The organism is Shinella sp. M31 (assembly GCF_049199205.1).
Classification (GTDB): Bacteria; Pseudomonadota; Alphaproteobacteria; order Rhizobiales; family Rhizobiaceae; genus Shinella.
Map to the genome: position 1 here is coordinate 17,569 of NZ_JBLZPH010000132.1, position 23,742 is coordinate 41,310.

Sequence of the window (23,742 nt, forward strand, 5' to 3'; positions counted from 1 at the left end):
ATTTGAGAAGCTGACACGGAGCAGGGGAATTGGCGTCATGCCGTCAGAATCGAGCAGCAGGCCGCAGATCGCGCCGTTGCCGCCCATCGACCGCGCGCGGCAGGTGACGGAGGCATTGGCCTCCTATATCGACCGGGCCCGCCTCAAGGCGGGGGACCGGCTGCCCGCGGAACGCGAGTTGATGGCGGCGCTGGTGGTCGGGCGCTCGACGATCCGCGAGGCGATCCGCCATTTTCAGGCGCTCGGCGTCATCGAAAGCCGCAAGGGCAGCGGCACCTATCTCCTGAAGCCGATCACCACGGCGACCGTGCATATGCCGCTCTCCTTCGATGCGGCGCATCTGCGCGACATTCTCTTGCAGACGCTGGAGGTTCGCCGCGGTCTCGAATGCGAGGCCAATATGGTGGCAGCCAAGCGCCGCACGGCCGAAGACCTCGTCGTGATCGAGGAAAAGCTCAATGATATGGAGCGCGTGCACATCGCCAAGGGCACGTCCGGCCCCGAGGATCTCGCCTTCCACCTCGCCATCTACGACGCCACGCACAACCCGCTGTTCAAGCAGCTTCTGGAACAGATGCGCGATGCCTTCGAGCGCTTCTGGGAAGAACCTTTCGACCGGCAGGATTTCGCCCGCCGCTCCTTCCCGTTCCACCGCACGCTCTTCAATGCGATCGCCGCGCAGGATCCCGAGACCGCGCGCATCGAAACGCTCAAGATCCTCGACGTCGTCGAGGAAGACATCAAGGAAATGTCCAAATGACCAGCGGAGCTACTCCGTTCGACCTTGCCTCGCTCATCGTCGCCCATGACGAGGCGAATGCCTTCGAGGCGGTGGTTCCGCCCATCGTACAGACCTCGCTCTTCACCTTCGGCAGCTATGACGAGATGGTCGCGGCCTATCGCGGCGAGATCTTGCGCCCGATCTATACGCGCGGCCTCAACCCGACGGTGCGCGCTTTCGAGGAGATGCTGGCCAAGCTCGAGGGCGGCGAGGACGCGCTGGGCTTTGCCAGCGGCATGGCGGCGATCTCCTCCACGGTGCTGTCCTTCGTCGAGCCCGGCGACCGCATCGTCGCCGTGCGCCATTGCTACCCGGATGCCTTCCGCCTGTTCGGCACGCATCTGAAGCGCATGAAGATCGAGGTGACCTATGTCGACGGGCGCGACGAGGAGGCGGTGGCCAAGGCCCTGCCGGGCGCCAAGCTGCTCTATCTCGAAAGCCCGACGAGCTGGGTGATGGAGGCGCATGACGTCGGTGCCCTGGCGGCACTCGCCAAACGTCACGGGGCCGTCAGCGTCATCGACAACAGCTGGGCAAGCCCGATCTTTCAGAGGCCGCTGTCGCTCGGCGTCGATCTCGTGCTGCATTCGGCCTCGAAATATCTCGGCGGCCACAGCGATGTGGTCGCGGGCATCGTCACCGGCTCGAAGGAGCTGGTCGGCCGCATCCGCTCGGAGGCCTATCCCTATCTCGGCGGCAAGCTCTCGCCCTTCGATGCCTGGCTGTTGATCCGCGGCCTGCGCACCCTGCCGATCCGCATGAAGGCGCATGAAGCGTCGGGGCTGGTGATCGCCAAGCGCCTGCAGGCGCTCGATATCGTCGAGAAGGTCTGCCATCCCGCGCTCGCCAACCGCCTGCCGCCGGGCCTCACCGGCACCTCCGGCCTGTTCTCCTTCGTCTTCCGCGAGGGCATCGATATCAGGACCTTCGCCGACCACCTCAAGCTCTTCAAGCTCGGCGTCTCCTGGGGTGGGCACGAGAGCCTGATCGTGCCGGGCGAGGTCGTGCTGGAGCAGAAGGCCCAACCCAATTCCGCGCATACATTCGGCATCGATGCGCGGTCCGTGCGTCTTCATATCGGCCTGGAGGGAACCGAGGCCCTGTGGAGTGATCTGGAAGCGGCGATCTCTGCCGCGACCGAAACCTGACGTCAAAATCCAAAGCAAACGAAAAGAGGGAACGACCATGAAGAGACTTTTGACCGCAGCCCTGCTCACCGCGTTGATGGCGACGAGTGCGCTGGCCGATACGACGCTGAAGCTCGTCGAGGTGATCACCAGCCCCGAGCGCACCGAGACGCTGAAATCCATCGTCGGCAAGTTCGAGGCCGCGAACCCCGGCACCAAGGTCGAAATCATCTCGCTGCCCTGGGGCGAGGCGTTCCAGAAGTTCGCCACCATGGTCTCGGCCGGCGAAGTACCCGACGTCATGGAAATGCCAGACACTTGGCTGTCTCTCTATGCCAACAACGGCATGCTGGAAAGCCTCGAGCCGTACCTGAAGACCTGGGAGCATACCGCCGGCTTGACGCCGCGTGCGCTGGAACTCGGCCGCGATGTCAAGGATACCGCCTATATGCTGCCCTACGGCTTCTATCTGCGCGCGATGTTCTACAACAAGAAACTGCTTGCCGAAGCCGGCGTTTCCGAACCGCCGAAGACGATGGATGAGTTTGCCGAAGCCTCCAAGAAGATTTCGGCCCTTCCGGGCAAATACGGTTACTGCCTGCGCGGCGGTCCGGGCGGCCTCAACGGCTGGGTGATGTTCGGCGCCTCCATGGCCGGCGACAACAAGTTCTTCAATGAGGACGGAACGTCTACCTTCAACAGCGAGGGCTGGGTCAAGGGCCTGACCTGGGTGGTCGATCTCTACAAGAACGGATATGCGCCGAAGGACAGCGTCAACTGGGGCTTCAACGAGATCGTCGCTGGTTTCTATTCCGGCACCTGCGCCTTCCTCGACCAGGATCCGGACGCGCTCATCGCCATTGCCGAGCGCATGAAGGCGGATGAATACGGCATCATGACCATGCCGAAGGGCCCGGCCGGCAAGACATTCCCGACGATCGGCTTTGCCGGCTGGTCGATGCTCGCCTCCAGCGCCAGCAAGGACCTCTCCTGGAAGCTGATCGAAACGCTCGAAGCCCCCGAGGGAAATATCGAGTGGAACAAGCGCACCGGCGCGCTTCCGGTCCACACGTCTGCGGAAAAAGATCCCTTCTATGCCAGCGAGCAGTTCAAGGGCTGGTTCGCCGAGCTTGAGGACAAGGACGCCGTGCCGACCGTGATGCCGACGCATCTTGAGGAATTCGCGTTCTTCAAGGATTCCCTCGTCATCAAGACCTCGCAGGAGGCGCTACTTGGCGACATCACGCCGGAGGAGCTCGCCAACCAGTGGGCCGACTACCTGACCAAGGCACAGCAGAAGTTCCTCGCCAAGAAATAGGCTTGAGGAACCTGCGGGCGGAGACACGAGGCTCCGCCCGCAGCCATCACCCTTTTGAAACGCCCCGCCACCTCAAGCAATTCCAGCAAAAGTGCGCAGCGGTTTTGCGTCCGGAATTGCATGTCCTAACGGAAGCGAGACGATGACCCTTGCTGCCCAATCGCACGCCGCAAAACCGTTCCGCAAGCGGATCGCCGATGCGTCGGAACCCTATCTCTACAGCGCGCCCGCGCTGGTCCTGATCGTCGGCGTCATGCTGGTGCCGCTGGTGCTCGGCATTTCCTATGCCTTCCGCGATATCCAGCTACTCAACCCATTCTCCGGCGGCTTCATCGGGCTCGATCATTTCCGCGCGCTCGGGCAGGATCAGGCCTTCTTCCGGGCGCTGCGGAACACGCTGTGGTGGACGGGTGCCTCCGTCTTCCTGCAATTCGTCTTCGGTCTCATCCTGGCGCTCCTACTCGACAAGCCCTTTGCCGGCCGCGGTCTCGTGCAGGCGCTCGTCTTCCTGCCCTGGGCGGTGCCGAGCTTCCTTGCCGGCCTCAACTGGGCCTGGCTGTTCAATCCCGTCATCGGCCCGCTGCCGCACTGGCTCTACGCGCTCGGCCTGCTGGATGCGCCCAACAACATCCTGTCCGACCCGCAGCTCGCCATGTGGGGGCCGATCGCCGCCAATGTCTGGTGGGGCATCCCGTTCTTCGCCATCACGCTGCTGGCCGCCCTGCAGGCAATCCCGCGCGATCTCTATGAAGCCGCAAGCATCGACGGCGCGGGGCCGGTGCAGCGCTTTATATCGATCACGCTGCCGTTCCTGGCGCCGACTATCGCCATCACCATCCTGCTGCGCACCGTCTGGATCTCCAATTTCGCCGATCTCATCGTCGTCATGACCAATGGCGGCCCGGCGGACCGCACCCAGATCGTCGCCAGCTACATCTTCACGCAGGCCTTCAAGCGTCTCGATTTCGGCTATGCCTCTGCCATTGCTCTCGTGCTGCTCGTGCTCCTGCTCGTCTATTCGCTGCTGATCGTGCTGCTGCGGCAGACGCTGCTCAACAAGGGGTGAGGATATGAGAAACAAACCCGTCCTCACCATCCTGCATCGCCTGGCGATCTTCGCCTATGTCGTCTTCGCGCTCTTTCCGCTGTTCTGGCTCCTGAAGGTGTCGGTGACGCCGAACGACCTGCTCTACAGCGAGGGTGTTCGCATGTGGCCGTCGCGCACGACGTTCGAGCACTATTCGTTCGTCATCGCGCACAGCGCCTTTCCGACTTTCTTCAAGAACAGCCTCATCGTTGCCGGCTCGACGGCCGTGACGGTGACGATCCTCGCTTCGCTTGCCGGCTATGCGCTGTCGCGCTTCAATTTCCGGGCAAAGTACTGGATCGTCGCGCTCATGCTGGTCACGCAGATGTTCCCGCTGGTCATGCTGGTGGCGCCGATCTTCAAGATGCTCTCGCCGCTCGGCCTGACGAACAGCCTCACCGGCCTCGTCCTCGTCTACACCGCCTTCAACGTGCCCTTCGCCACCTTCCTCATGCAGTCCTTTTTCGACGGCATTCCGAAGGATCTGGAGGAGGCGGCGATGATCGACGGGGCGACGCAGTTCGTCGCCTTCCGCCAGATCATCCTGCCGCTGACGCTCCCCGGCATCGCCGCCACGCTCGGCTTCGTCTTCACTGCCGCCTGGAGCGAACTGCTCTTCGCGCTGATGCTGATCTCGGGCAACGATGCCTCCACCTTCCCGGTCGGGCTTCTCACCTTCGTTTCGAAATTCTCGGTCGATTTCGGGCAGATGATGGCGGCGGGCGTGCTCGCGCTCATTCCGGCCTGCCTCTTCTTCCTGCTCATCCAGCGCTATCTCGTGCAGGGCCTGACGGCCGGCGCGGTCAAAGGCTGAAAGGTTCTCCCATGGCTTCCATCGATATCCAGAGTGTCCGCAAAAGCTTCGGCGCCTTCCCGGTCCTGCACGGCGTCGACCTCACCATTCAAGACGGCGAATTCATCGTGCTGGTCGGCCCTTCCGGCTGCGGTAAGTCCACCCTGCTGCGCATGATCGCGGGGTTGGAGGAGGTTACGTCCGGCGACATCCAGATCGACGGCAAACGGGTCAACGATCTCGCGCCAAAAGACCGTGACATCGCCATGGTGTTCCAGTCCTACGCGCTCTATCCGCATATGAGCGTCGCCGACAATATGAGCTATAGCCTGCGCCTGCGCCGCTCCGCCAAGGAGAAGATCGCAAGTGCCGTCGGCAGTGCCGCCGCAAAACTCGGCCTCGAGCCCCTGCTGGAACGTCGCCCCAAGGCGCTGTCCGGCGGCCAGCGCCAGCGTGTCGCCATGGGCCGCGCCATCGTGCGCCAGCCGAAGGCCTTTCTCTTCGACGAGCCGCTCTCCAACCTCGACGCCCGCCTGCGTGAGCAGATGCGCGCCGAAATCAAGAAGCTGCACGGCGATCTTCGGGCGACCTCCATCTACGTCACGCACGACCAGATCGAGGCGATGACGCTGGCGGACCGCATCGTCGCCATGCATGGCGGCATCGTCCAGCAGGTCGGCTCGCCGCTCGAGCTCTATGACCGGCCGGTAAATCTCTTCGTCGCCGGCTTCATCGGTTCGCCCGGCATGAATTTCTTCGAGGGGCGTTATCTCGTTTCCGGCGACCACGCGGATATCAGGTTGCCGAGCGGCACGACGCTGCCCATCCGCAAACGCGGCGGTCTCGAATCAGGCTCGGCGGCGACGCTCGGCATCCGTCCGGAGCATGTGATTCTTGCCGATACCGGCGTGCTGGAGGCCACGGTCGATCTCATCGAGCCGACGGGCTTCGGAATCATCATGCATGTAACGATCCATGGCATCCCGATGAAAATTTTTACACAGGATCGCCGCATGCTCACTCCCGGCCCTGTCGTGCGCGTCGACCTGCCGCAGGACAGGCTTCACCTCTTCGATGGCGAGGGCAAACGAGTGGAGTGAGACAGGATTCGGGAGACGATTTCGGTCGCGTCCAAAGACATTGTTAACCTTCATTTCCTAACCATCTACGCATCCCTATCGGCAATGATCGTCGAGTGTGCAGGTTCATGCGTATTTCCAGAACAAACTTCTACCCCGTCCTCGAAACCGAAGAGCAGAACGACGAGCAATCGGCGTACTCTTCCTATGAAAACAATGCTTTGCCGGAAATGGTGCCGGAAATCGAGGATTGGCACGCTGCGGATGAGCCGGTGGCGAACGACGAGGCCTATCATCCGCGGTTCCGCTCGCCGGCGCTGCGCAGCTATGATCCAGGCCAGTTTTCTGACGGCAGCTGGGAGAGCCATTTCTACATGGCCCCTAACGTGCGTTTCACCCGCACGCCCGACAAGGTTGCCGCGAAGATCGAGGAGGCCGCCGCCGAAGAGGCGCAGCAGGCCCAGCCGGCCGCTGAAACGGTCGAGAAGCCTGTCGAGGCCGCCCAGCCCATCCTGACGCCGCAGCTCAGCCAGGCTGAACTGCTCCAGCGCCTGCGCGCGGCCCTCGATGATCGCCGCCGCCGCTCCGAGGAGCAGCAGGCGGAGGCCGCTGCCGCTGCCCCCGCACCGGCCGAACCCGCCCCGCCGCTCGTTCAGGCCGTAGTCGATACCGGCACGAGCGGCACGCCCGCCGATGCCACCGTGGTGTTCAAGCCGAGCGCACCGATCGTCCCGCGCATGGCCGCACCCGTCGCGGCCGCTGCAAAACCCGCCGTAAAGGCGGATGTCCGCGCTGCCATTGCCCGTTTTGCCAATCTCTCGGATCATGCCTTCTGGGAAACGTTCGTCCCCGACGAGGATGCAGCCGAGGTCCGGGTAAAGCCTGCCGTGGCCGCCACCGTCGTGCGCATGCCGTTGCCGACACCGGCGCCGGTCGTCGTCCCGCCCGCGCCGTTGCCCGTCGCCGAGATACGCGCTGAGCCGTCCTCCATCGCGTCGCTCTTCCGCGTCGTCGAATGCCGTCCGGCAACGGCCCGCACCATCGTCGCCGAACCCGCCGTTATCGTGCCCGAGGTGAAGGTCGAGCCGGTCGCAGTCGTCCCGGCGCCCGTCGTCGAGCCGGTCGCTGAGGTCGTCCTGCCGGTTTTCGAGTTCAAGCCGGCGCCGGCCGCCGCCGTGTCGCCGGTTCCGTCCGCCGAGCCCGCGCGCGAAATGCCGTCCTCGGTGCTCTCGCGCGCCAAACCGTTCCAGGTCACCATGGCGACGCCGGCCGGCGATACCTACGAATATCCGCCGCGCGACCTGTTGCAGGAGCCGCCGCGCACCGTCGGCTTCGTGCTGACGCAGGAACAGCTGGAGCAGAATGCCGGCCTTCTCGAAAGCGTTCTGGAGGATTTCGGCGTTCGCGGCGAGATCATCCATGTCCGCCCCGGTCCGGTCGTCACGCTCTATGAATTCGAGCCGGCTCCCGGCGTAAAGTCCTCGCGCGTCATCGGCCTTGCCGACGATATCGCCCGGTCCATGTCGGCGCTTTCGGCCCGTGTCGCGGTCGTGCCCGGCCGCAATGTCATCGGCATCGAACTGCCGAACCAGACGCGCGAGACGGTCTATTTCCGCGAGATGATCGAAAGCCAGGATTTTGCCCGCACCGGCTTCAAGCTGCCGCTGTGCCTAGGCAAGACCATCGGTGGCGAACCCGTCATCGCGGAACTCGCGAAGATGCCGCACCTGCTCGTCGCCGGCACCACCGGCTCGGGCAAGTCGGTTGCCATCAACACCATGATCCTGTCGCTGCTCTATCGCTTCCGCCCGGAAGAGTGCCGCCTGATCATGGTCGATCCCAAGATGCTGGAACTGTCGATCTATGACGGCATCCCGCACCTGCTCACCCCCGTCGTCACCGATCCCAAGAAGGCCGTCATGGCGCTGAAATGGGCGGTGCGCGAGATGGAGGACCGCTATCGCAAGATGTCGCGCCTCGGCGTGCGCAATATCGACGGCTACAACAGCCGCGTCGCGGCCGCCCGCGACAAGGGCGAGACGATCTCGATCAGCGTGCAGACCGGTTTCGACAAGGGAACCGGCGAGGCGATCAACGAGGAGCAGGAACTCTCGCTCGATCCGATGCCCTATATCGTCGTCATCGTCGACGAGATGGCCGACCTGATGATGGTGGCCGGCAAGGAGATCGAAGGCGCGATCCAGCGTCTCGCCCAGATGGCGCGTGCGGCCGGTATTCACCTGATCATGGCGACGCAGCGTCCCTCGGTCGATGTCATCACCGGCACGATCAAGGCGAACTTCCCGACGCGCATCTCTTTCCAGGTCACCTCGAAGATCGACAGCCGCACCATCCTGGGCGAACAGGGTGCTGAACAGCTGCTTGGCCAGGGCGACATGCTGCACATGGCAGGCGGCGGGCGTATCTCGCGCGTCCATGGGCCTTTCGTCTCCGACGAGGAAGTCGAGAAGGTCGTGCTGCATCTCAAGGCCCAGGGTCGTCCGGAATATCTGGAGACGGTGACGGCCGACGAGGAGGAAGAGGAAGAGGAAAAGCCGGCTGCCGGCGGTGCCGTCTTCGACAAGGGCGATATCGCGGCCGAAGACGGCGACGATCTCTACGAGAAGGCGGTCAAGGTCGTGCTGCGCGACCGCAAGTGCTCGACCTCCTACATCCAGCGCCGCCTCGCCGTCGGCTACAACCGCGCCGCGTCTCTGGTCGAGCGCATGGAGAAGGAAGGCCTCGTCGGCCCTGCAAACCATGTCGGCAAACGCGAGATCATCTCGGGCGAGCGCGGCAGCTGCCAGGCGCCGGAACCGGCCGAGGACGACTGAGATTTTCTCCGACAGCGATTGCCCGGTCGCCGGGCAATTGTCCTACTTATTTGAAATGGATGGATTTTCCGGATCCGGCCCGCGCGAGCGGGTCGGATTTTTACCCTGTACACGGGAAATTTATTTCGCTTATGCCATTTAATCGATTTGCCTTACACTGTGGTCTTTGAGGGCTGTTGCATATGGCGGACTGTTCTGTGAATAGTGCCGCCAACCCGTGAAATCAGCATCCTAAAGGAGGACAGGAATGGCATTGATCACCATGCGGCAATTGCTCGACCACGCAGCGGAAAACGATTACGCACTGCCGGCCTTCAACGTAAACAACCTGGAATATGTCCAGGCGGTCATGCGCGCTGCGGATGCGACGGACTCCCCGGTGATCCTGCAGGCCAGCCGCGGTGCGCGCTCCTATGCGGGCGATGCGTTCCTGCGTCACCTCATTCTGGGTGCGGCCGAAGAATATCCGCACATTCCGGTCTGCCTGCATCTCGACCACGGCGACCAGCCTTCGACCTGCATTTCGGCCATCACCAACGGCTTCACCTCCGTCATGATGGACGGTTCGCTGCTCGCTGACGGCAAGTCGATCGCCAGCTACGAATACAATGTCGACGTCACGGCGGAAGTCGTGAAGATCGCCCATGCGGCCGGCGTTTCGGTCGAAGGCGAGCTTGGCTGTCTCGGCAACCTGGAAACGGGCGCCGGCGAAAAGGAAGACGGCCACGGCTTCGAAGGCAAGCTGACGCGCGATGAATTGCTGACCGACCCGGACCAGGCGCTCGACTTCGTCTCCAAGACCGGCGTCGACGCGCTTGCCGTCGCCATCGGCACGAGCCATGGCGCCTATAAGTTCACCCGCGCGCCGGATGGCGACATCCTGTCGATCGAGACGATCGCCAAGATCAACAAGAAGCTGCCGAACACGCATCTCGTCATGCACGGTTCGTCGTCGGTTCCGCAGGATCTGCAGGACCTCTTCACCGCCTATGGCGGCGAGATGAAGCAGACCTGGGGCGTTCCGGTCGCCGAAATCCAGAAGGCGATCCCGCTCGGCGTGCGCAAGGTCAATATCGATACCGACCTGCGTCTCGCCATGACCGGCACCATCCGCAAGAACTTTAAGGAAAAGCCCGACAATTTCGACCCGCGCACCTATCTGAAGCCGGCCACCGCCCGCATGCAGGACGTTTGCCGCGAGCGTTTCGAAGCCTTCCGCACCGCCGGTAAGGCCTCCAGTATCCGCACCAAGCGCCTGCCCGACATGGCGAAGTTCTACGCCACGAAGTGAAGGTGATTGCAGATTGTTCCACGCCCTTCCGTTCCTGCCGGGAGGGCGTTTCCGTTTTAGAGCGTCGTTCACGTATAGCGGCGAATATTTTTATTGATAAATAGATCATTCATCACGGATTGTGCGTGCGCACCCTTGCCGCCTCATCATCCTGCTCTTAAAGATTTCACATCCCCGATGGACGGAATGTCGTGGCCGCGGCCCGACTTGTGAGGATGAAATGAGCGTAGAGCAGGCCCTGACGATCGGCGACCTTAAAGAGCAGGCACGTCGTCGCGTGCCAAAAATGTTCTTCGAATATGCGGATTCGGGCGCCTGGACCGAAGGCACCTACCGCGCCAATGAAGAGGACTTCCACAAGATCAAGCTGCGCCAGCGTGTGCTCGTCGACATGACCAACCGGTCGCTGGCCAGCGAGATGATCGGCGAGAAGGTTTCGATGCCGGTCGCCATTGCGCCGACCGGCTTCACCGGCATGCAGCATGCCGATGGCGAAATGCTGGCCGCCCAGGCGGCCGAGGAATTCGGCGTGCCCTTCACGCTCTCGACGATGAGCATCTGCTCGATAGAGGATGTGCGCTCCGTCACGTCGAAACCCTTCTGGTTCCAGCTCTATGTGATGCAGGACCGGGATTTCGTTCTCAACCTCATCGACCGCGCCAAGGCCGCCGGCTGCTCCGCGCTGGTTTTGACGCTCGACCTGCAGATTCTCGGCCAGCGCCACAAGGACCTGCGCAACGGCCTGTCCGCCCCGCCGCGCTTCACGCCGAAACATCTCTGGCAAATGGCGACGCGGCCTTTCTGGTGCCTCGACATGCTCGGCACCAAGCGCCGCACGTTCGGCAATATCGTCGGTCACGCCAAAGGGGTCGGCGACCTTTCCTCGCTCTCCTCCTGGACCTCGGAACAGTTCGACCCACAGCTGTCCTGGAAGGATATTGCGTGGATCCGTGAGCGCTGGGGCGGCAAGCTCATTCTCAAGGGTATCCTTGACGAGGAGGACGCGCGCATGTCGCTCGACAGCGGCGCGGACGCGATCATCGTCTCCAACCACGGCGGCCGTCAACTCGACGGTGCCGCCTCCTCGATCAGCATGCTGCCGCGCATCGTCGATGCCGTCGGCGACCGGATGGAAGTGCATCTCGATGGCGGTATCCGCTCCGGCCAGGACGTGCTGAAGGCGCTGTGCTACGGTGCTAAGGGCACCTATATCGGCCGCCCCTTCCTCTATGGCCTCGGCGCCGGCGGCAAGGCCGGCGTGCGCCGCACGCTCGAAATCATCCGCAAGGAACTCGACATCACCCTGGCGCTCTGCGGCGAGCGCGACGTAAAGAACCTGTCGCGTAACAACCTGCTGAAGGACGTTTGAGACGGGCTGGCGATGCCGGGCGCTTCATGCCAGAATGCGGCATGGACAAGCGAAACGACATATCCGATGACCTCGACCGTCGCATCGATGCGCTTGCCGCGCGGTCGTCCTTGACGCGCGGCCAGATCATTGAAGATGCACTCGCGCATGGCCGGTCGCTCGCCTGGCAGGAAAAGTGGATCGAGGGCGTCGAGGCCGGGCTTGCGGATGCGGACCGGGGCGATTTCGCTGCTGAGGAAGAGATTGCCGCCGTCCTCAACAGATACGCATCGCGCTGATTGCCGATGACGCCCGTCGTCTGGACCCGCCGTTATCTCCGCGAATTGCAGGCAATCGGCGACTATATTGCTGAACGCAATTCCGCTGCCGCCGGCAAAGTCGTTGCGAATATCCATGGGCGCACGGAACGGCTGCTATCAGGCAATCCCTTTATTGGCCGCATCGGGGAGATCGAGGGAACCCGGGAACTTGTGGTGCCTGGTACGCCCTATATCGTAGCGTATCGTGTCATCGATACGCGTGTCGAAGTGCTCTTCGTGCAGCATGGTGCGCGCGAGTGGCCTGATACGTTCTGATTGTCAGGCGCCCTCAAACCCCTGCAGCACATTCACCGCATTGACGCCCAGCGCCTCGACGGCATAGCCGCCTTCCATCACGAAGAGCGTCGGCAGGCCGAAATCGGCGATGCGGCGGCCGATCGCCAGGAAGTGCTCGCTCTCCAGCTTGAACTGGGAGATCGGGTCGTCCTTGAACGTGTCGACGCCCAGCGAGATGACGAGTGCGGTTGGCGCGTAGGCGCGGATCTTTTCGTGGGCGTCCTCGAAGGCGGCCTGCCATTCGCTCCAGGGCGTACCTGAGGGTAGCGGGTAGTTGAGGTTATAGCCTGCGCCCTTGCCGGCACCGTGTTCGCGGGCATAGCCGAGATGGAAGGGGAACTCGAAATCCGGGTCGCCGTGCAGGCTGGCCAAGAGCACGTCGTCGCGGTCGTAGAAAATTTCCTGCGTGCCGTTGCCGTGGTGGTAATCGACGTCGAAGATCGCGACGCGGGCGTGACCGTTGTCGAGGAAGCGCTGGGCGGCGATGGCGGCATTGTTGAGGTAGCAATAGCCGCCAAAGAAATCGCGGCCCGCGTGATGGCCTGGCGGGCGGCAGAGCGAGAAGGCGGCGCGCTCGCCCGAAAGCACGGCGTCCGCGCCGGCAAGCGCCGTGTCGGCGGCGCGTTTGGCGGCCTGCCACGTTGTCTGCGTGATCGAACCGGCCATGTCAAAGGAATAGTAGGAGAGGCGTGCGTCGAGCCCGGAGGGTGGGGCGTCTATCATCGGCATCGAGCGGTGGCGCCAGCTATAGGGCCAGACCTCGCCGTCACGCCCGGTCGCGCGCCATTCGGCGAAGACGCTTTCCAGGAAATCCAGGTAGTCAGGCGTGTGGATGCGCTCGATCGCGGCGCGATCGTAGGAAGCCGGCTCGATCACCGGACCGAGACCGACGTCCTTTACGCGCTTCAGCACGATTTCGGCGCGCACCGGCTTTTCGAAGGTTTCGACGATGCGGCCGAAGGAAAGCTCCATGCCGCTGTGATGCAGGTGGTGATCGGCGGTATAGAAGGTTTTCATGGTCAGACGATCTCACCGTAGAGCGTGCGTTCCAACGCGGTCACCTCGCTGGCGAAGCGGCGGTATTCCGCGCGCTTGAGGGCGAGGAAGACGTGATGCAGCTTCTCGCCGAGCGCTTCCTTGAGGAAGGCGGAGCGGGTTGCCGTCTCGATGGCGCCGCGCCAGTCGGGCGGCAGGTCGTCGCCCGAGGCCTCGGCATAGGCCGTGGTCTCCGGGCCGGGATCGGCCTTGGCGAGGAGGCCCTTGCGCATGCCGGCCAGCACGGTTGCGCCGACGAGATAGGGGTTGGAATCGATGCCGGCGGCGCGCTGTTCGAGATGCCGGCCACCAGGCGAGCCGGCGGGGACACGTACGGCGACGCTGCGGTTGTTGGTGCCCCAGGTCGGCGTGGTCGGCGCGTAGCTCTGCGCAGAGAAGCGGCGCCAGGAATTGAAATGCGGTGCGAAGACCAGCATGGACTCGTGCATGGTTTCGAGCAGGCCCGCGATGGCCTGTTTCAGGAGCGGCGACAGCGCTTCGCCCTGGTCCGCGAAGAGGTTGTTGCCTGTACCATCGGCAAGGCTCGCATGGACATGCATGCCGGAACCGGCGCGGCCGGCGAAGGGCTTGGCCATGAAACAGGCCATCATGCCATGGCGCACGGCGAGCGCCCGCATGAGGCGCTTCAGCATGGCGATGTCATCCGCAGCTCGCAACGCACTGCCATGGCGCAGGGTCAGCTCGAACTGGCCCTGGGCATATTCCGAAATCATCGTCTCGACAGGCAGGCCCTGTGCCTCCGCGCCGCGATAGACGGCGTCGATGAAGGGTTCCAGCCGGTCGAGTTCGGTGACACCATAGACCTGGATGCCGTCAGGCCTTTCGCCCGAGAGCGGCAGGCGCAGCGGCTGGAAATTTCCATCGGCGGTGCGTTCGCGGTCGAGCAGGTAGAATTCCAGCTCATAGGCAAGAACCGGGTGGAAACCATCGGTTTCCAGCAGCTGCACCTGACGCGCCAGCGCATGGCGCGGATCGGCCGCCATCGGCGTGCCGTCGAGTTCGAAAAGCGCGAGGCGGACTTCGCCGCGCGGCGGCGAGGTCCAGGGCAGGGGAACCAGCGAACCCGGTATCGGCCAAGCGCGGCGGTCGGCATCGCCATCCGCCCAGACGAGGCCGGTTTCCTCGACATCCTCGCCGGTTACGTCGAGACCGAGAATGGAGCCGGGCAGATGCCGGCCGGAGCGGAAGATCGGCAGAAGCTCATGCCGGCGGATGATCTTTCCGCGGGCGATGCCGTTGAGGTCGATCAGCACGAGATCGAAGGATGTGATCTCCGGATGTGCGGCAAGGAAGGCCTCGGCTTCGGCAATGTCGGCGGCCTGCGGCGGGCGGGTGGCGAGGTCACGGCTCACGCGGCGGCCCTCCGTTCCGCGAGGCGGCCGATGACGGTCGCGAAGGCATTGACGAGCCCGTCCGCCTGGTCTTCCGAAAGGGCGGGGCTGACCAGCACCATGTTGTGGAACGGCGTCAGGAGATAGCCGAGGTTCAGCATGGAGAGGTGCAGCGCGGCCTCGATGACATCGGAGGCGGCGGCGCGGGCCTCTGCAGCGTTGGTGACCGGAACGGGCGAGAAGACGACCTCCAACCGCGCGCCGACGCGCGAAACGGTCCAGTCGAGACCGGCGGCAGCAATCGCGGCCTTGAAACCCGCTTCAATGCGATCGGCATTGGCCTGCATCTTGCGATAGGCGTCCTCGGTCATGACATGTTCGAGGCAGGCGCGCAGGCAGGCGAGCTGCAGCGCGCTGCCGGACAGCGTCGTGCCGATGCCGGAATGGCCATGGCCGCTTTGCTCACGGCGGATGACATGCAGCTTGTCGGAAATCGCCTGGGTCATGCCCCAGACGCTGACGGGCACCCCGCCGCCGATCGGCTTGCCCATGACGACGAGGTCGGGCTCCAGCCCATGCACCATCGAATAGCCGCCAAGGCCGGTGGAGATCGTATGCGTCTCATCGATCAAAAGCAGCGTGCCGGCGGCGCGGGTCAGGCGGCGCAGCGCGTCGTGGAAGCCGGGGGCGGGCGGGATCATGCCGCAATTGGTCATGACCGGTTCGGCGAGCACGCAGGCAATGTCGTGTGCGGCAAGCGCCTTTTCCAGCGCGGCTTCGTCGTTGAAGGGAATGGAGACGGTGAGCTCTCCGAGGTCGCGCACCTGGCCGAGCAGGTTGCGGCGCGAAATGGTCTTGCCGTCGACGAGGTCGACCAGCGTATCATCCACGGCGCCATGGTAGCAGCCGTCGAAGACCAGGAGCTTGGCGCGGCCGGTGACGGCGCGGGCGACGCGAATGGCGAAACGGTTGGCATCGCTGGCGGTTGCCCCCAACTGCCAGCGCGGCAGGCCGAAGCGCTCGACCAACAGGCGGCCCACGATCTGCGCATCCGAGGAGGGCAGCATGGTGGTCAGGCCGCGCGTGCCGGCGTTCTTCAGCGCTTCGAGCACGGGTGCCGGCCCGTGGCCGAACATGGCGCCGGTATCGCCAAGGCAGACATCGACGATGCGGTTGCCGTCGAGATCAACGAGTTCCACGCCGCTGGCCTGATCCACGACGAGCGGGAAGGGGGTCGGCCAGTCGAGCATCCAGTGCTGCGGTACCCCGTCGAAGAAGCCGGATGTCGCCTCGTCATGCGCCGCCGCGCAACGCGGCCGCTTCGCGCGAAAAACTTCCGCTTCCGCCTCGACAAGCGCGTGGGCACGCGCCTCCAGGTTCGCCCTCTCCATCCCGATCTCCAGCTGGTTCACTCAAGAAATGTGATCACATATTGTTTGATGTGATGCCAGCTGTCAAACGGCAAGATGCTTACAGGGACCCGACGATGCGCAGCCAGTCATGTACCGACGCGGCGGTCTGCCGTTCGGTGGCGGTCAGCGCGCGCGGACCGCGATCGCCCGTCTCGCGCACCTCGCTCGGGCTCATGCCGAACTGGTGGCGGAAAGCGCGGGAGAAGGCGGAAATGTCAGGAAAACCGCAGGCATAGGCGACCTCGCCCACCGTGCGCTTGCCGTCATTCGTCAACAGGTCGAAGGCCGCGCGCAGGCGGCGTGTGCGGATATAGTCCGTCACGCCGCCAACCGGTTCGAAAAGCCGGTAGAGCGTGGCGCGCGACAGGCCGAACATCTTGCAGAGATGGTCCGGACCGAGATCCTGCCGGGCCATGTTCTGCTCGATATAGCGGCGGACCTCCATAATGACGGCGCCCCGCACGGTGGGGGCGGGCTGGCTGCGGTTGCTGACCTGCTGCCCGACCAGGTTGGTGACGAGGTCTGCCGTCGCGGCGACGATCGCCGGTGCCTCGGCCTGGGTGATGTCGGAGAGATCGTCGAAGAGCGCGCGGAGATGGCTGCCGATCAGGCGTGCCGTGCTGGTCGAGCGTTTCAGGACGAGACCGTGCAGCGCGTCGTTCTGCACGTCCTTGCTGAACAGCATGTGGCGCGGCAGCACGAGTGTCAGGTTGCGGCAGTGCCGCGTCTCCGCCTGCATGGGCCGCGACAGGTCGAAAAGCGAGATGTCGCCGGCTTCGACCAGGATCGTCTCGCCGTTGACGGTGCGCAGGTCGCTACCGTCGAGTGTCGCCTGCACGAAAATCAGATCGAGCCCGGTGCGGGCGATCCGGCGCATGTCGCGCGAGAATGTGTAGGTCGTGCCGGTCATGTCGGCGGCGAAGAACAGGGCCGGACCCATAAAATAGGTCGAAAGTTCGGCATGGAAATCGTCCAGCCTTTCGGGCGTCAGCAAGGTCGTGCGAAACACCGGATCGAGGGTTTCGGCAAACAACTGGCTTGCCCTACGTACATCCGCGCCAGCCTTAGCGGTAACGGAGTTGGAGGGCAGCTTGTCGGCAGGACTCATTGCGACTCACGATTGTTGACTGCGGGTATACACCCCTCAAGTCCGCAAAGCGGACGAAGGTTCCTGAAAAGGCAAAAGGCTACGGGATTTAAATGGTTTGGCACTGCGTATCATTCTTTTGTCGCCACGTCTCATATCGTGTCGTCTGACAATTGCCACGATTGACAGGTCGCGCCCACTCGAAGCCCATGGAAAATAATGGGTCTATTTCAGACCTGCGGGCGCGCCGAAATGGAACATCGCGCCGGTTCGCATTGGGGAACAGGCATGGACCAGGTCACATTCGAGGATTGCTCGGTCGCGTTTCGCGTGCCGGCCTATCGATTCCTGAGCGCGCCCGGCTTTGCCGAAGCCCGCGACGGGCTGATTGCCGGCAAGCTGGCGCTTTATGAGGGAAATCATCTCTTCAACCGGCTGATCCTCGAGGAGGGGCGGTTTTTGTGCTACCTCGCAGTGCTGGCGATCCATGCCAGACAGGACATCACGCAGCCCGCTACCTGGCTGACGCTCGGCCGGCTTCAGCGGGAAGTGACGGACCTCGGCATCGCCAGCCGCAACCGCGTCGAGGCGCAGGTCTCGTGCCTGCGCAAATATGGTTTTCTTTCCCAGCAGCCCCATGCGTCCGACCGGCGCGTCCGCCTGCTCGTGCCGAGCAACGCGCTTCTCGCGCGTGATGCCAGGGTGCTCGGCCTGCTCATGGAGGGGCTGTCGTCATTCGGTCTTTCGCCCACCGAAGGGCGCAAGGGAACGCCGGATGCGGCGCTGCACAAGGGGATGCGCCGCGCGACGCTCGCGCATCTGCCCGATATCAGCCGCCTCATCCGCCGGCATCTGCCGCTCGCGCCGTTTTTTGCGCATGACTGCGGCTATATGATCATGCTGCTCATCCTGCGCGGTGCGCAGGAAAATGACGGTTTTGTCGTGACGACCGGCTATCAGCGGCTGGCGACGCAGACGGGCGTTTCGCGCACCCATGTGCGCCGGATCGTCGAGGCGGCGCGCGATGGCGGGCTTGTCGAGACTGATGCGCGTGGCGGCCATGATATCAAGCTGACGCCGCTGATGTGGCATGCGGCCGATCGTTGGTTTGCCGACCAGTTCGCGCTGACCGATCTCCTGCTGCGCGAGGCGTTGGATTAAGCGGCGGCGCCGGCCGCGGCGAGCACGATCGCAAGGCCGATATGCGTGAGATGATGCAGGCTCTGGTCGAGGCCAAACAGCCACCAGAAGGCTGTCTGGCGCGGCGTCAGCGCGCTTCGGCGCGTTGAAATGCTTTTGAGGCGATCGATGACGCCATGGATCAGCATGTCGGCGAGGCCGAGCCAGGCCAGCGGCGGCGCGACGATGAGAAAAAGCGCCGCAGTCATCGCGCCATGCACGCCGGCATGGGCGGCCAGCGGCAGGAGCCAGCCCTTCGGCCGGTCCTTGCCCGCCGCCATCCAGTCGGTCTGCATCAGAAAATCCGCCAGGAAATGCTTGATGAGGAACGCCACCGAGGCGGCGGCGATCCAGACGGTCGAGATCTGCTCCGGTATGTCGATCATGTCTCTCCCGACCAGCCTTGCGGCAGAAGAGGCGGCCTAGCGGCCACCTGCTTCGATGATGCCCTTGGTCACACTGCCCGTTGCCGGATAGAGCGGGATCAGGCAGGCTTGGAGCGCATGATAGATGTCGCCCTTGCCGGCGAAAAGGGTGTAGCTCGGCACGAGATCTTCCGTCAGTTCTTCATGCCAGCCGCCGCGGTCCTGATCCAGAAAATGGCGGGAAATGCCGTCCCAGATCTTGCGATACCAGGTCTCGTGGAAATCGCTCGGCAGATGTTCGGCAAGGAACGCCGCCGCACCGACGCCCTCGGCCATCGGCCACCACAGCTTGTTGCGCTTTGCGGGTTCGTCGTTCCAGTCGAGCGTATAGAAGAAGCCGCCCTTCTCCTTGTCCCAGCCGAGCGCGATGGACTGCGCGAAGAGTGCCTTGGCGGCCTCCGGCATCCAGTCGTGCTTCTTGCCGCCCAGCGCGTAGAGTTGGAGGATGAGACGGGCCCATTCTAGCCAGTGGCCGGGCGTGGTGCCGGACGGGCGGAACATCTCGTTGCCGCGATAATCCTTGTCGAGCACCCAGTTCTCGTCGAAATGCTCGGGCACGCGGAAACCGTTTTCGCCCGCGCGGCGGCGGATGACGAGATCGGCGATGCTTGTCGCCTTGTCGAGATAGCTTTTCTCGCCGGTTGCCTCGAAGGCGGCCATCAGGGCTTCGGTCAGATGCATGTTGGAGTTCTGGCCGCGATAGCCGGGGACCGGCGACCAGTCGGCCTCGAATTCCTCGGCGATGGCGCCGTGCTCCTCTTCCCAGAAGCGGTTTTCCAGCACCTCGGTAACGTCGGCGATCATGCGGTCGGCATCCGGATGGCCGGCGAGCTTGGCGCTGGAAGAGGCCAGAAGCACGAAGGCGTGGCCGTAGCCCTGCTTGCTCGCATCGAGCAGGCCGGAATTGTCGAGCGACCAGTGATAGCCGCCGCGCTCATGGTCGCGGTGCTTTTCCCAGAGGTACTTCATGCCGTGATCGACGATATCGTCGGAGCCGGGCCGGCCGAGCAGGCTGCCGATGGCAAAGCAATGCACCATGCGTGCGGTGGAATGGATGCCGCGGATCGGATTGCCGGCGTTGAGCGGTCGTCCCTCGACGTCGAGTTCGTGGAAGCCGCCGAGCGGATTGAAGGCCCGGTTCTGGAAGAAATCGAACAGGCGGTTCGCTTCCCGCCAGAGCCATTGACGATGGTAGTCGCGCTTGCGCCAGGCCGTGCCAAGGTGTCCCATGATGCGTTCTCCTTTTTGTCGGTCCGCATTGTCGTTTCCCATGCCGGGGCCAAGCCGGAGCGCGGGGGGATTTGCCGTGGCGTGAGAGATCACGCACGGCCCGCAACACTCATGATGACGGCTGGCCTTCGACAGGTGGGGAGCGTTTTATGGCCCAGAACGCATGGCGTCGCAACCCGCGAAGGACAAAGCGCCCGCCGGCTTGCGCGCAAGGACGATCTCGGAAATGCGGCGCAGCATTTTTGCACGCTTCCGGCCGGGGCGTGGTGCACGGTCTCTTTCGGCGGCGGGTGCGACTACCTCGAACGTGCCACTCTTGACGGGCGACAGCAGGCCCTCCCGATGGAGAGCCGGTCACGCATTCCGGTCTCTCTGTCGGATCGGGCTCTCGCTCAGCACCCTGACGATTTCCTCCGCAGCGCGGGCAACGCCCGCTGCCTTGTGCATTTTCACCGCATTTGCCTTGAGGCGCTTGTGCATGGCCTGATCGCCGAGCAGGCCTTCGATGGCGGCCGTGAGGTCGGCATCGCTCCAGTCGTAGCGGTCGAGCCGCCGGCCGACTCCGGTTTCGGCGGCGCGGGCGGCATTGTCGTGACCGTCCCAGCAATAGGGCATGACGAGCGACGGCACGCCGTAATAGAGCGCCTCGCAGAAGGAATTGTTGCCGCCGTGATGGATGAACAGGCTCGCCTGCTCGACCACCGAGGGCTGCGGGAACCAGCTGTCGATGAAGACATTGTCGGGCACGTCGCGATAGTCTTCGCGCCAGTGCCCGGCATTGACGAGGAAGCGATAGGGCAGCCTTGCGAAGGCGGCGATCATGCGCTTCGTCATCGCCACATCCATCGCGCCGAGCGAGCCGAAACTCGTCAGCACGAGGGGGGCATCGTTGTGGCTGGCGAAACGCGGCGGCGTATAGGGCGCCTCGTGACGCACGCAGCCATCGAGGAAAACGACGTTTTGTGGATCGAGCGGCGCGCGGCGCACATGGCGGATGATTTCCGGCGCGAGCAGCAGGTTTAGCCAGGGCGACAGATCGAGGAACGTTGGAGCTGTGGGCGCCTTGAGGCCACATTCGGCGAGGAAGGCGGAAAAGCGCCGGTGGGCGGGGGCGACGGTCTTCTCGTAGCGAGCGGCAAAGACGGCCCAGGCCGCGCGCTCGTTGTCGCCGCAGCCGGAGAGATAGGGCGGGATGGTCTCGTCGGGAATTTCCGTCTCGGCGCAGGAGACGACACGGATCCAGGGCACGCCGGCATTGGCGATTGCCGGGAACATCACGACGTTGTCGAGCACGATCGCATCCGGCTTCAACCGGGCGAGAAGCTTTCGCAGCGGCTCCTCCACGCGCATCGCGGTATCGACGATCGCTTCCCAGGTTGGGCCGACATAACTTTCGAGCTGGTCGAGCGGTGTCTGACGGAAGGCATCCTGATGGCGCTCGATGAAATCCGTCCAGTCCGTCGGCGCGGCATCCGCTTCGGTCAGCTGATACTCGGCAAAGCCGTATTCGGCGAAGACGCCGGAAAAGCCGGGATGACAGAGGAAGACGGGGCGATGGCCCATACGCCGCAATTCCTGGGCGATGCCGACGCAGTTGAGCGCGGCGCCGTAGCTCGCTTCCGGGAAGAGGGCGATGGTCTTTGCTGGCGCCATGGAGGACTAACGCACGACAAGCTTGAAGGCGGGGGGGACGCCGCGGCCAGCGAGCCGGGGGCGCTGCGATTGGGAAAGCTGTATATGCACACGCATCAGATCGGCGGCAAGCTCCATCTGGCCGCGTTCGATCTGCTCGAGGATCTGGATATGTTCGAGGTTGGACTGCATCAGCCTGTAGGCATTGACATGGCCGGCCGACGGGCTGGCGCGGCGGCGGCGATGGTGGTTGGCGAGCGCTTCCGCCATGAAGGGATTGCCGCAGGAGCGGGCGATCAGCAGGTGGAAATCGTAGTCCGTCCGGTCGAAGAGCTTGCGGTCGAAATTGGTCTCGTTCATGCTGCGCAGGATCAGCATGGACTGGCGCACCGCCGTCATTGCCGGCATGTCGCGCTTGAAATCCGGCAAAGTCAGCGCCAGCGGCTCGGTCGCGAGACGGAACTCGTAGCTTTTCGCCGCCGCATCGCCGCTGATCGCGAAGTGCTTCAGCAGCCATTGCTGGCCCGCGCCGCGTTCGGCGAGGTTTTCCTCCGCCAGTTTCATCAGAGCATTTTGTACCGTCTGGCGTGAGACGTCATAGCGCCGCTGAAGCGCGGCGATGGTCTGGTTTTCGGCAATGCGTCCGGCGGCGAGGTCGCGCAGGATCGCGGCATAGATCTCGCTGTCGCTGTCTCCGTCCGCGATGTCTTCGAGCCGCGCCGTCGCGGCCGGATCGACCGCCAGGAGATAACCGCCCTCGCTATCCGAGGTTACCATGTCGCGCTCGGCAAGTATCTGCAAAGCCTTGCGGATCGGCGTTCTTGAAACCTTGCAGAGCGAAGCCAGCGCCTGCTCGGCCAGCCGCTCCCCTGGTGCCATGCCGCGCTCGCCTGCGACATCCAGTATTTTTTGCGCCAATTCGACATGGCGGAAATTGGGGCGTTTCGGCTCGGGGGTCATTGTTCGCATCTGCCTTCCATTGCCGTGCATGCTGCCCTTTGAGCCGTGGTTTCGCAAGTCTGGAAATACGCGGGCTACAAAAATGCATTTGGCCTATTGACGTATTTTTTTTCTAAATAATACTGCCTGCCGACAGGGGATGAGACCGGAGAACCGGCGCGCCCGTCGAAGAGGTTGGAACAACGTAAAACAAGGGAGTCTTCCGTGACCGTGAAGAACCGACTGACTGCGACCTGCGCGGCCGCGGCGCTGGCTGCCGCATGCCTTGCGGCGGGTACGGCATCCGCCGCCGATCTCGTCATCTCGAACTGGGCCGGCTACATGGCGCCCGATATCGCGGAGCAGTTCAAGGCTGCGACGGGGCTGGAAATCGAGGTGGTCAACCATGCCACCAACGAGGAGGTCATGGGCAAGCTGATGGCGAGCGGCGGCAAGGGCTATGACGTCGTCTTCGTTTCCTCGCCCTTCGCCGAAATCCTGAACGGGCAGGGGCTCGCCGCACCGATCGACAAGGCCGCCGTGCCGAACCTTGCCAATCTCTACCCGGAGGCGACGACGCTCGCCTACGATCCCGGCAACACTTTCTCGGTGCCCTATACCTGGGGCACGACGGGGCTTTGCTATCGCTCCGATCTCGTCAAGGATACGCCGGACAGCTGGCTGAACCTGCTCCAGCCGGCCGATGCCATCAAGGGCAAGACGACCATGCTGGCGACCGACCGCTGGCTGATGGCGGCGGGCGAACTCGCCAAGGGCTATTCGGTCAACGAGAAGGATCCGGCCAAGCTCGAGGAGGTGAAAAACCTGCTCATCGAGGCGAAGAAAACCCTGCTCGCCTATGACGACACGACCTTCTATTCCAAGCTCGTTTCCGGCGAGGCATCGCTGGTGCATGCCTGGGACGGCTGGTGCAATTACGGCATCACCGAGAACAAGGACATCAAGTTCGTCGTGCCGAAGGAAGGCTCCGACCTCTGGATCGACACGATAGTGGTCCTGAAAAGCTCGGAGAAGCAGGACGCGGCGATGAAGTTCATCAACTTCATCCTCGATGCCAAGAACCACGCCTGGGCCGCGCAGAACATCCTCTACAAAGTGCCGAACAAGGCCGCGATGGAGAGCCTCGACAAGGCGTTGATCGAGCAGTACCCGACC

General features: G+C 63.6%; 21 protein-coding genes. 13 read left to right on the forward strand and 8 right to left on the reverse strand.

Annotated features, from left to right (window positions below):
- Nucleotides 1–37 precede the first annotated feature (37 nt).
- From ACOZKU_RS21000 to ACOZKU_RS21050, 11 genes are all read left to right on the forward strand, one after another.
- Nucleotides 38–760 carry a FadR/GntR family transcriptional regulator gene (locus ACOZKU_RS21000; protein WP_421580524.1) on the forward strand — a complete coding sequence of 241 codons (723 nt, stop codon included), beginning with the start codon at nt 38–40 and terminating at the stop codon, nt 758–760.
- Nucleotides 757–1,929, forward strand: a complete 1,173-nt coding sequence (locus ACOZKU_RS21005) for a PLP-dependent transferase (protein ID WP_421580525.1) — start codon at nt 757–759, stop codon at nt 1,927–1,929. The genes ACOZKU_RS21000 and ACOZKU_RS21005 overlap by 4 nt, the downstream gene beginning before the upstream one ends.
- Before the next feature lie 37 nt (nt 1,930–1,966).
- A complete protein-coding gene (locus tag ACOZKU_RS21010) occupies nt 1,967–3,226 on the forward strand; it encodes an ABC transporter substrate-binding protein (RefSeq protein WP_421580526.1) in 1,260 nt (419 codons plus the stop codon).
- Between the two features lie 142 nt (nt 3,227–3,368).
- Nucleotides 3,369–4,292, forward strand: a complete 924-nt coding sequence (locus ACOZKU_RS21015; protein ID WP_421580527.1) for a carbohydrate ABC transporter permease — start codon at nt 3,369–3,371, stop codon at nt 4,290–4,292.
- Nucleotides 4,293–4,296: 4 nt separating this feature from the next.
- On the forward strand, nt 4,297–5,127 hold the full coding sequence (locus ACOZKU_RS21020; RefSeq protein WP_421580528.1) for a carbohydrate ABC transporter permease: 831 nt from the start codon (nt 4,297–4,299) through the stop codon (nt 5,125–5,127).
- Between the two features lie 11 nt (nt 5,128–5,138).
- Nucleotides 5,139–6,206, forward strand: a complete 1,068-nt coding sequence (locus ACOZKU_RS21025) for an ABC transporter ATP-binding protein (RefSeq protein WP_421580529.1) — start codon at nt 5,139–5,141, stop codon at nt 6,204–6,206.
- 107 nt (nt 6,207–6,313) lie between these two features.
- Nucleotides 6,314–9,019: a DNA translocase FtsK gene (locus tag ACOZKU_RS21030; protein WP_421580530.1), complete on the forward strand. Its 2,706-nt coding sequence runs from the start codon at nt 6,314–6,316 to the stop codon at nt 9,017–9,019.
- A gap of 247 nt (nt 9,020–9,266) precedes the next feature.
- Nucleotides 9,267–10,310, forward strand: coding sequence for a class II fructose-bisphosphate aldolase (gene fba / locus ACOZKU_RS21035; protein ID WP_421580531.1), 1,044 nt, complete (start codon nt 9,267–9,269; stop codon nt 10,308–10,310).
- A gap of 220 nt (nt 10,311–10,530) precedes the next feature.
- Nucleotides 10,531–11,679 (forward strand): alpha-hydroxy acid oxidase, encoded by a 1,149-nt coding sequence (locus ACOZKU_RS21040; RefSeq protein WP_421580532.1) that lies wholly within the window; start codon nt 10,531–10,533, stop codon nt 11,677–11,679.
- Nucleotides 11,680–11,720: 41 nt separating this feature from the next.
- Nucleotides 11,721–11,957: a CopG family ribbon-helix-helix protein gene (locus tag ACOZKU_RS21045; RefSeq protein WP_421580533.1), complete on the forward strand. Its 237-nt coding sequence runs from the start codon at nt 11,721–11,723 to the stop codon at nt 11,955–11,957.
- Between the two features lie 6 nt (nt 11,958–11,963).
- Nucleotides 11,964–12,254, forward strand: coding sequence for a type II toxin-antitoxin system RelE/ParE family toxin (locus ACOZKU_RS21050; RefSeq protein ID WP_421580534.1), 291 nt, complete (start codon nt 11,964–11,966; stop codon nt 12,252–12,254).
- 3 nt (nt 12,255–12,257) lie between these two features.
- Here ACOZKU_RS21050 and ACOZKU_RS21055 read toward each other — a convergent pair whose 3' ends face one another.
- The 4 genes from ACOZKU_RS21055 to ACOZKU_RS21070 form a co-directional block, all read right to left on the reverse strand.
- A complete protein-coding gene (locus ACOZKU_RS21055) occupies nt 12,258–13,292 on the reverse strand; it encodes a histone deacetylase family protein (protein ID WP_421580535.1) in 1,035 nt (344 codons plus the stop codon).
- Between the two features lie 2 nt (nt 13,293–13,294).
- Nucleotides 13,295–14,683, reverse strand: coding sequence for a glutamine synthetase family protein (locus ACOZKU_RS21060; protein WP_421580536.1), 1,389 nt, complete (start codon nt 14,681–14,683; stop codon nt 13,295–13,297).
- Nucleotides 14,680–16,053: a transaminase gene (locus ACOZKU_RS21065; protein WP_421580537.1), complete on the reverse strand. Its 1,374-nt coding sequence runs from the start codon at nt 16,051–16,053 to the stop codon at nt 14,680–14,682. The genes ACOZKU_RS21060 and ACOZKU_RS21065 overlap by 4 nt, the downstream gene beginning before the upstream one ends.
- Before the next feature lie 79 nt (nt 16,054–16,132).
- Nucleotides 16,133–17,182 (reverse strand): helix-turn-helix domain-containing protein, encoded by a 1,050-nt coding sequence (locus tag ACOZKU_RS21070; protein ID WP_421580538.1) that lies wholly within the window; start codon nt 17,180–17,182, stop codon nt 16,133–16,135.
- Nucleotides 17,183–17,449: 267 nt separating this feature from the next.
- Here ACOZKU_RS21070 and ACOZKU_RS21075 point away from each other — a divergent pair, with 267 nt between their 5' ends.
- On the forward strand, nt 17,450–18,322 hold the full coding sequence (locus tag ACOZKU_RS21075) for a hypothetical protein (protein ID WP_421580539.1): 873 nt from the start codon (nt 17,450–17,452) through the stop codon (nt 18,320–18,322).
- On the opposite strand, the gene ACOZKU_RS21080 is transcribed toward ACOZKU_RS21075, so the two are convergent.
- The 4 genes from ACOZKU_RS21080 to ACOZKU_RS21095 all read right to left on the reverse strand — a co-directional run bounded on the left by ACOZKU_RS21080 (nt 18,319) and on the right by ACOZKU_RS21095 (nt 22,596).
- Complete coding sequence (locus ACOZKU_RS21080) at nt 18,319–18,726, reverse strand: DUF3307 domain-containing protein (RefSeq protein WP_421580540.1); 408 nt, start codon at nt 18,724–18,726, stop codon at nt 18,319–18,321. The genes ACOZKU_RS21075 and ACOZKU_RS21080 overlap by 4 nt on opposite strands.
- Before the next feature lie 36 nt (nt 18,727–18,762).
- Nucleotides 18,763–19,995: an AGE family epimerase/isomerase gene (locus ACOZKU_RS21085; protein ID WP_421580541.1), complete on the reverse strand. Its 1,233-nt coding sequence runs from the start codon at nt 19,993–19,995 to the stop codon at nt 18,763–18,765.
- 354 nt (nt 19,996–20,349) lie between these two features.
- Nucleotides 20,350–21,648 (reverse strand): glycosyltransferase, encoded by a 1,299-nt coding sequence (locus tag ACOZKU_RS21090; protein WP_421580542.1) that lies wholly within the window; start codon nt 21,646–21,648, stop codon nt 20,350–20,352.
- A 6-nt stretch (nt 21,649–21,654) separates the two neighbouring features.
- Nucleotides 21,655–22,596, reverse strand: coding sequence for a GntR family transcriptional regulator (locus tag ACOZKU_RS21095; RefSeq protein ID WP_421580543.1), 942 nt, complete (start codon nt 22,594–22,596; stop codon nt 21,655–21,657).
- A gap of 195 nt (nt 22,597–22,791) precedes the next feature.
- On the opposite strand from ACOZKU_RS21095, the gene ACOZKU_RS21100 reads away from it, so the two are divergent.
- Nucleotides 22,792–23,742: polyamine ABC transporter substrate-binding protein (locus tag ACOZKU_RS21100; RefSeq protein WP_421580544.1), on the forward strand; the 951-nt coding region annotated here is incomplete at its 3' end.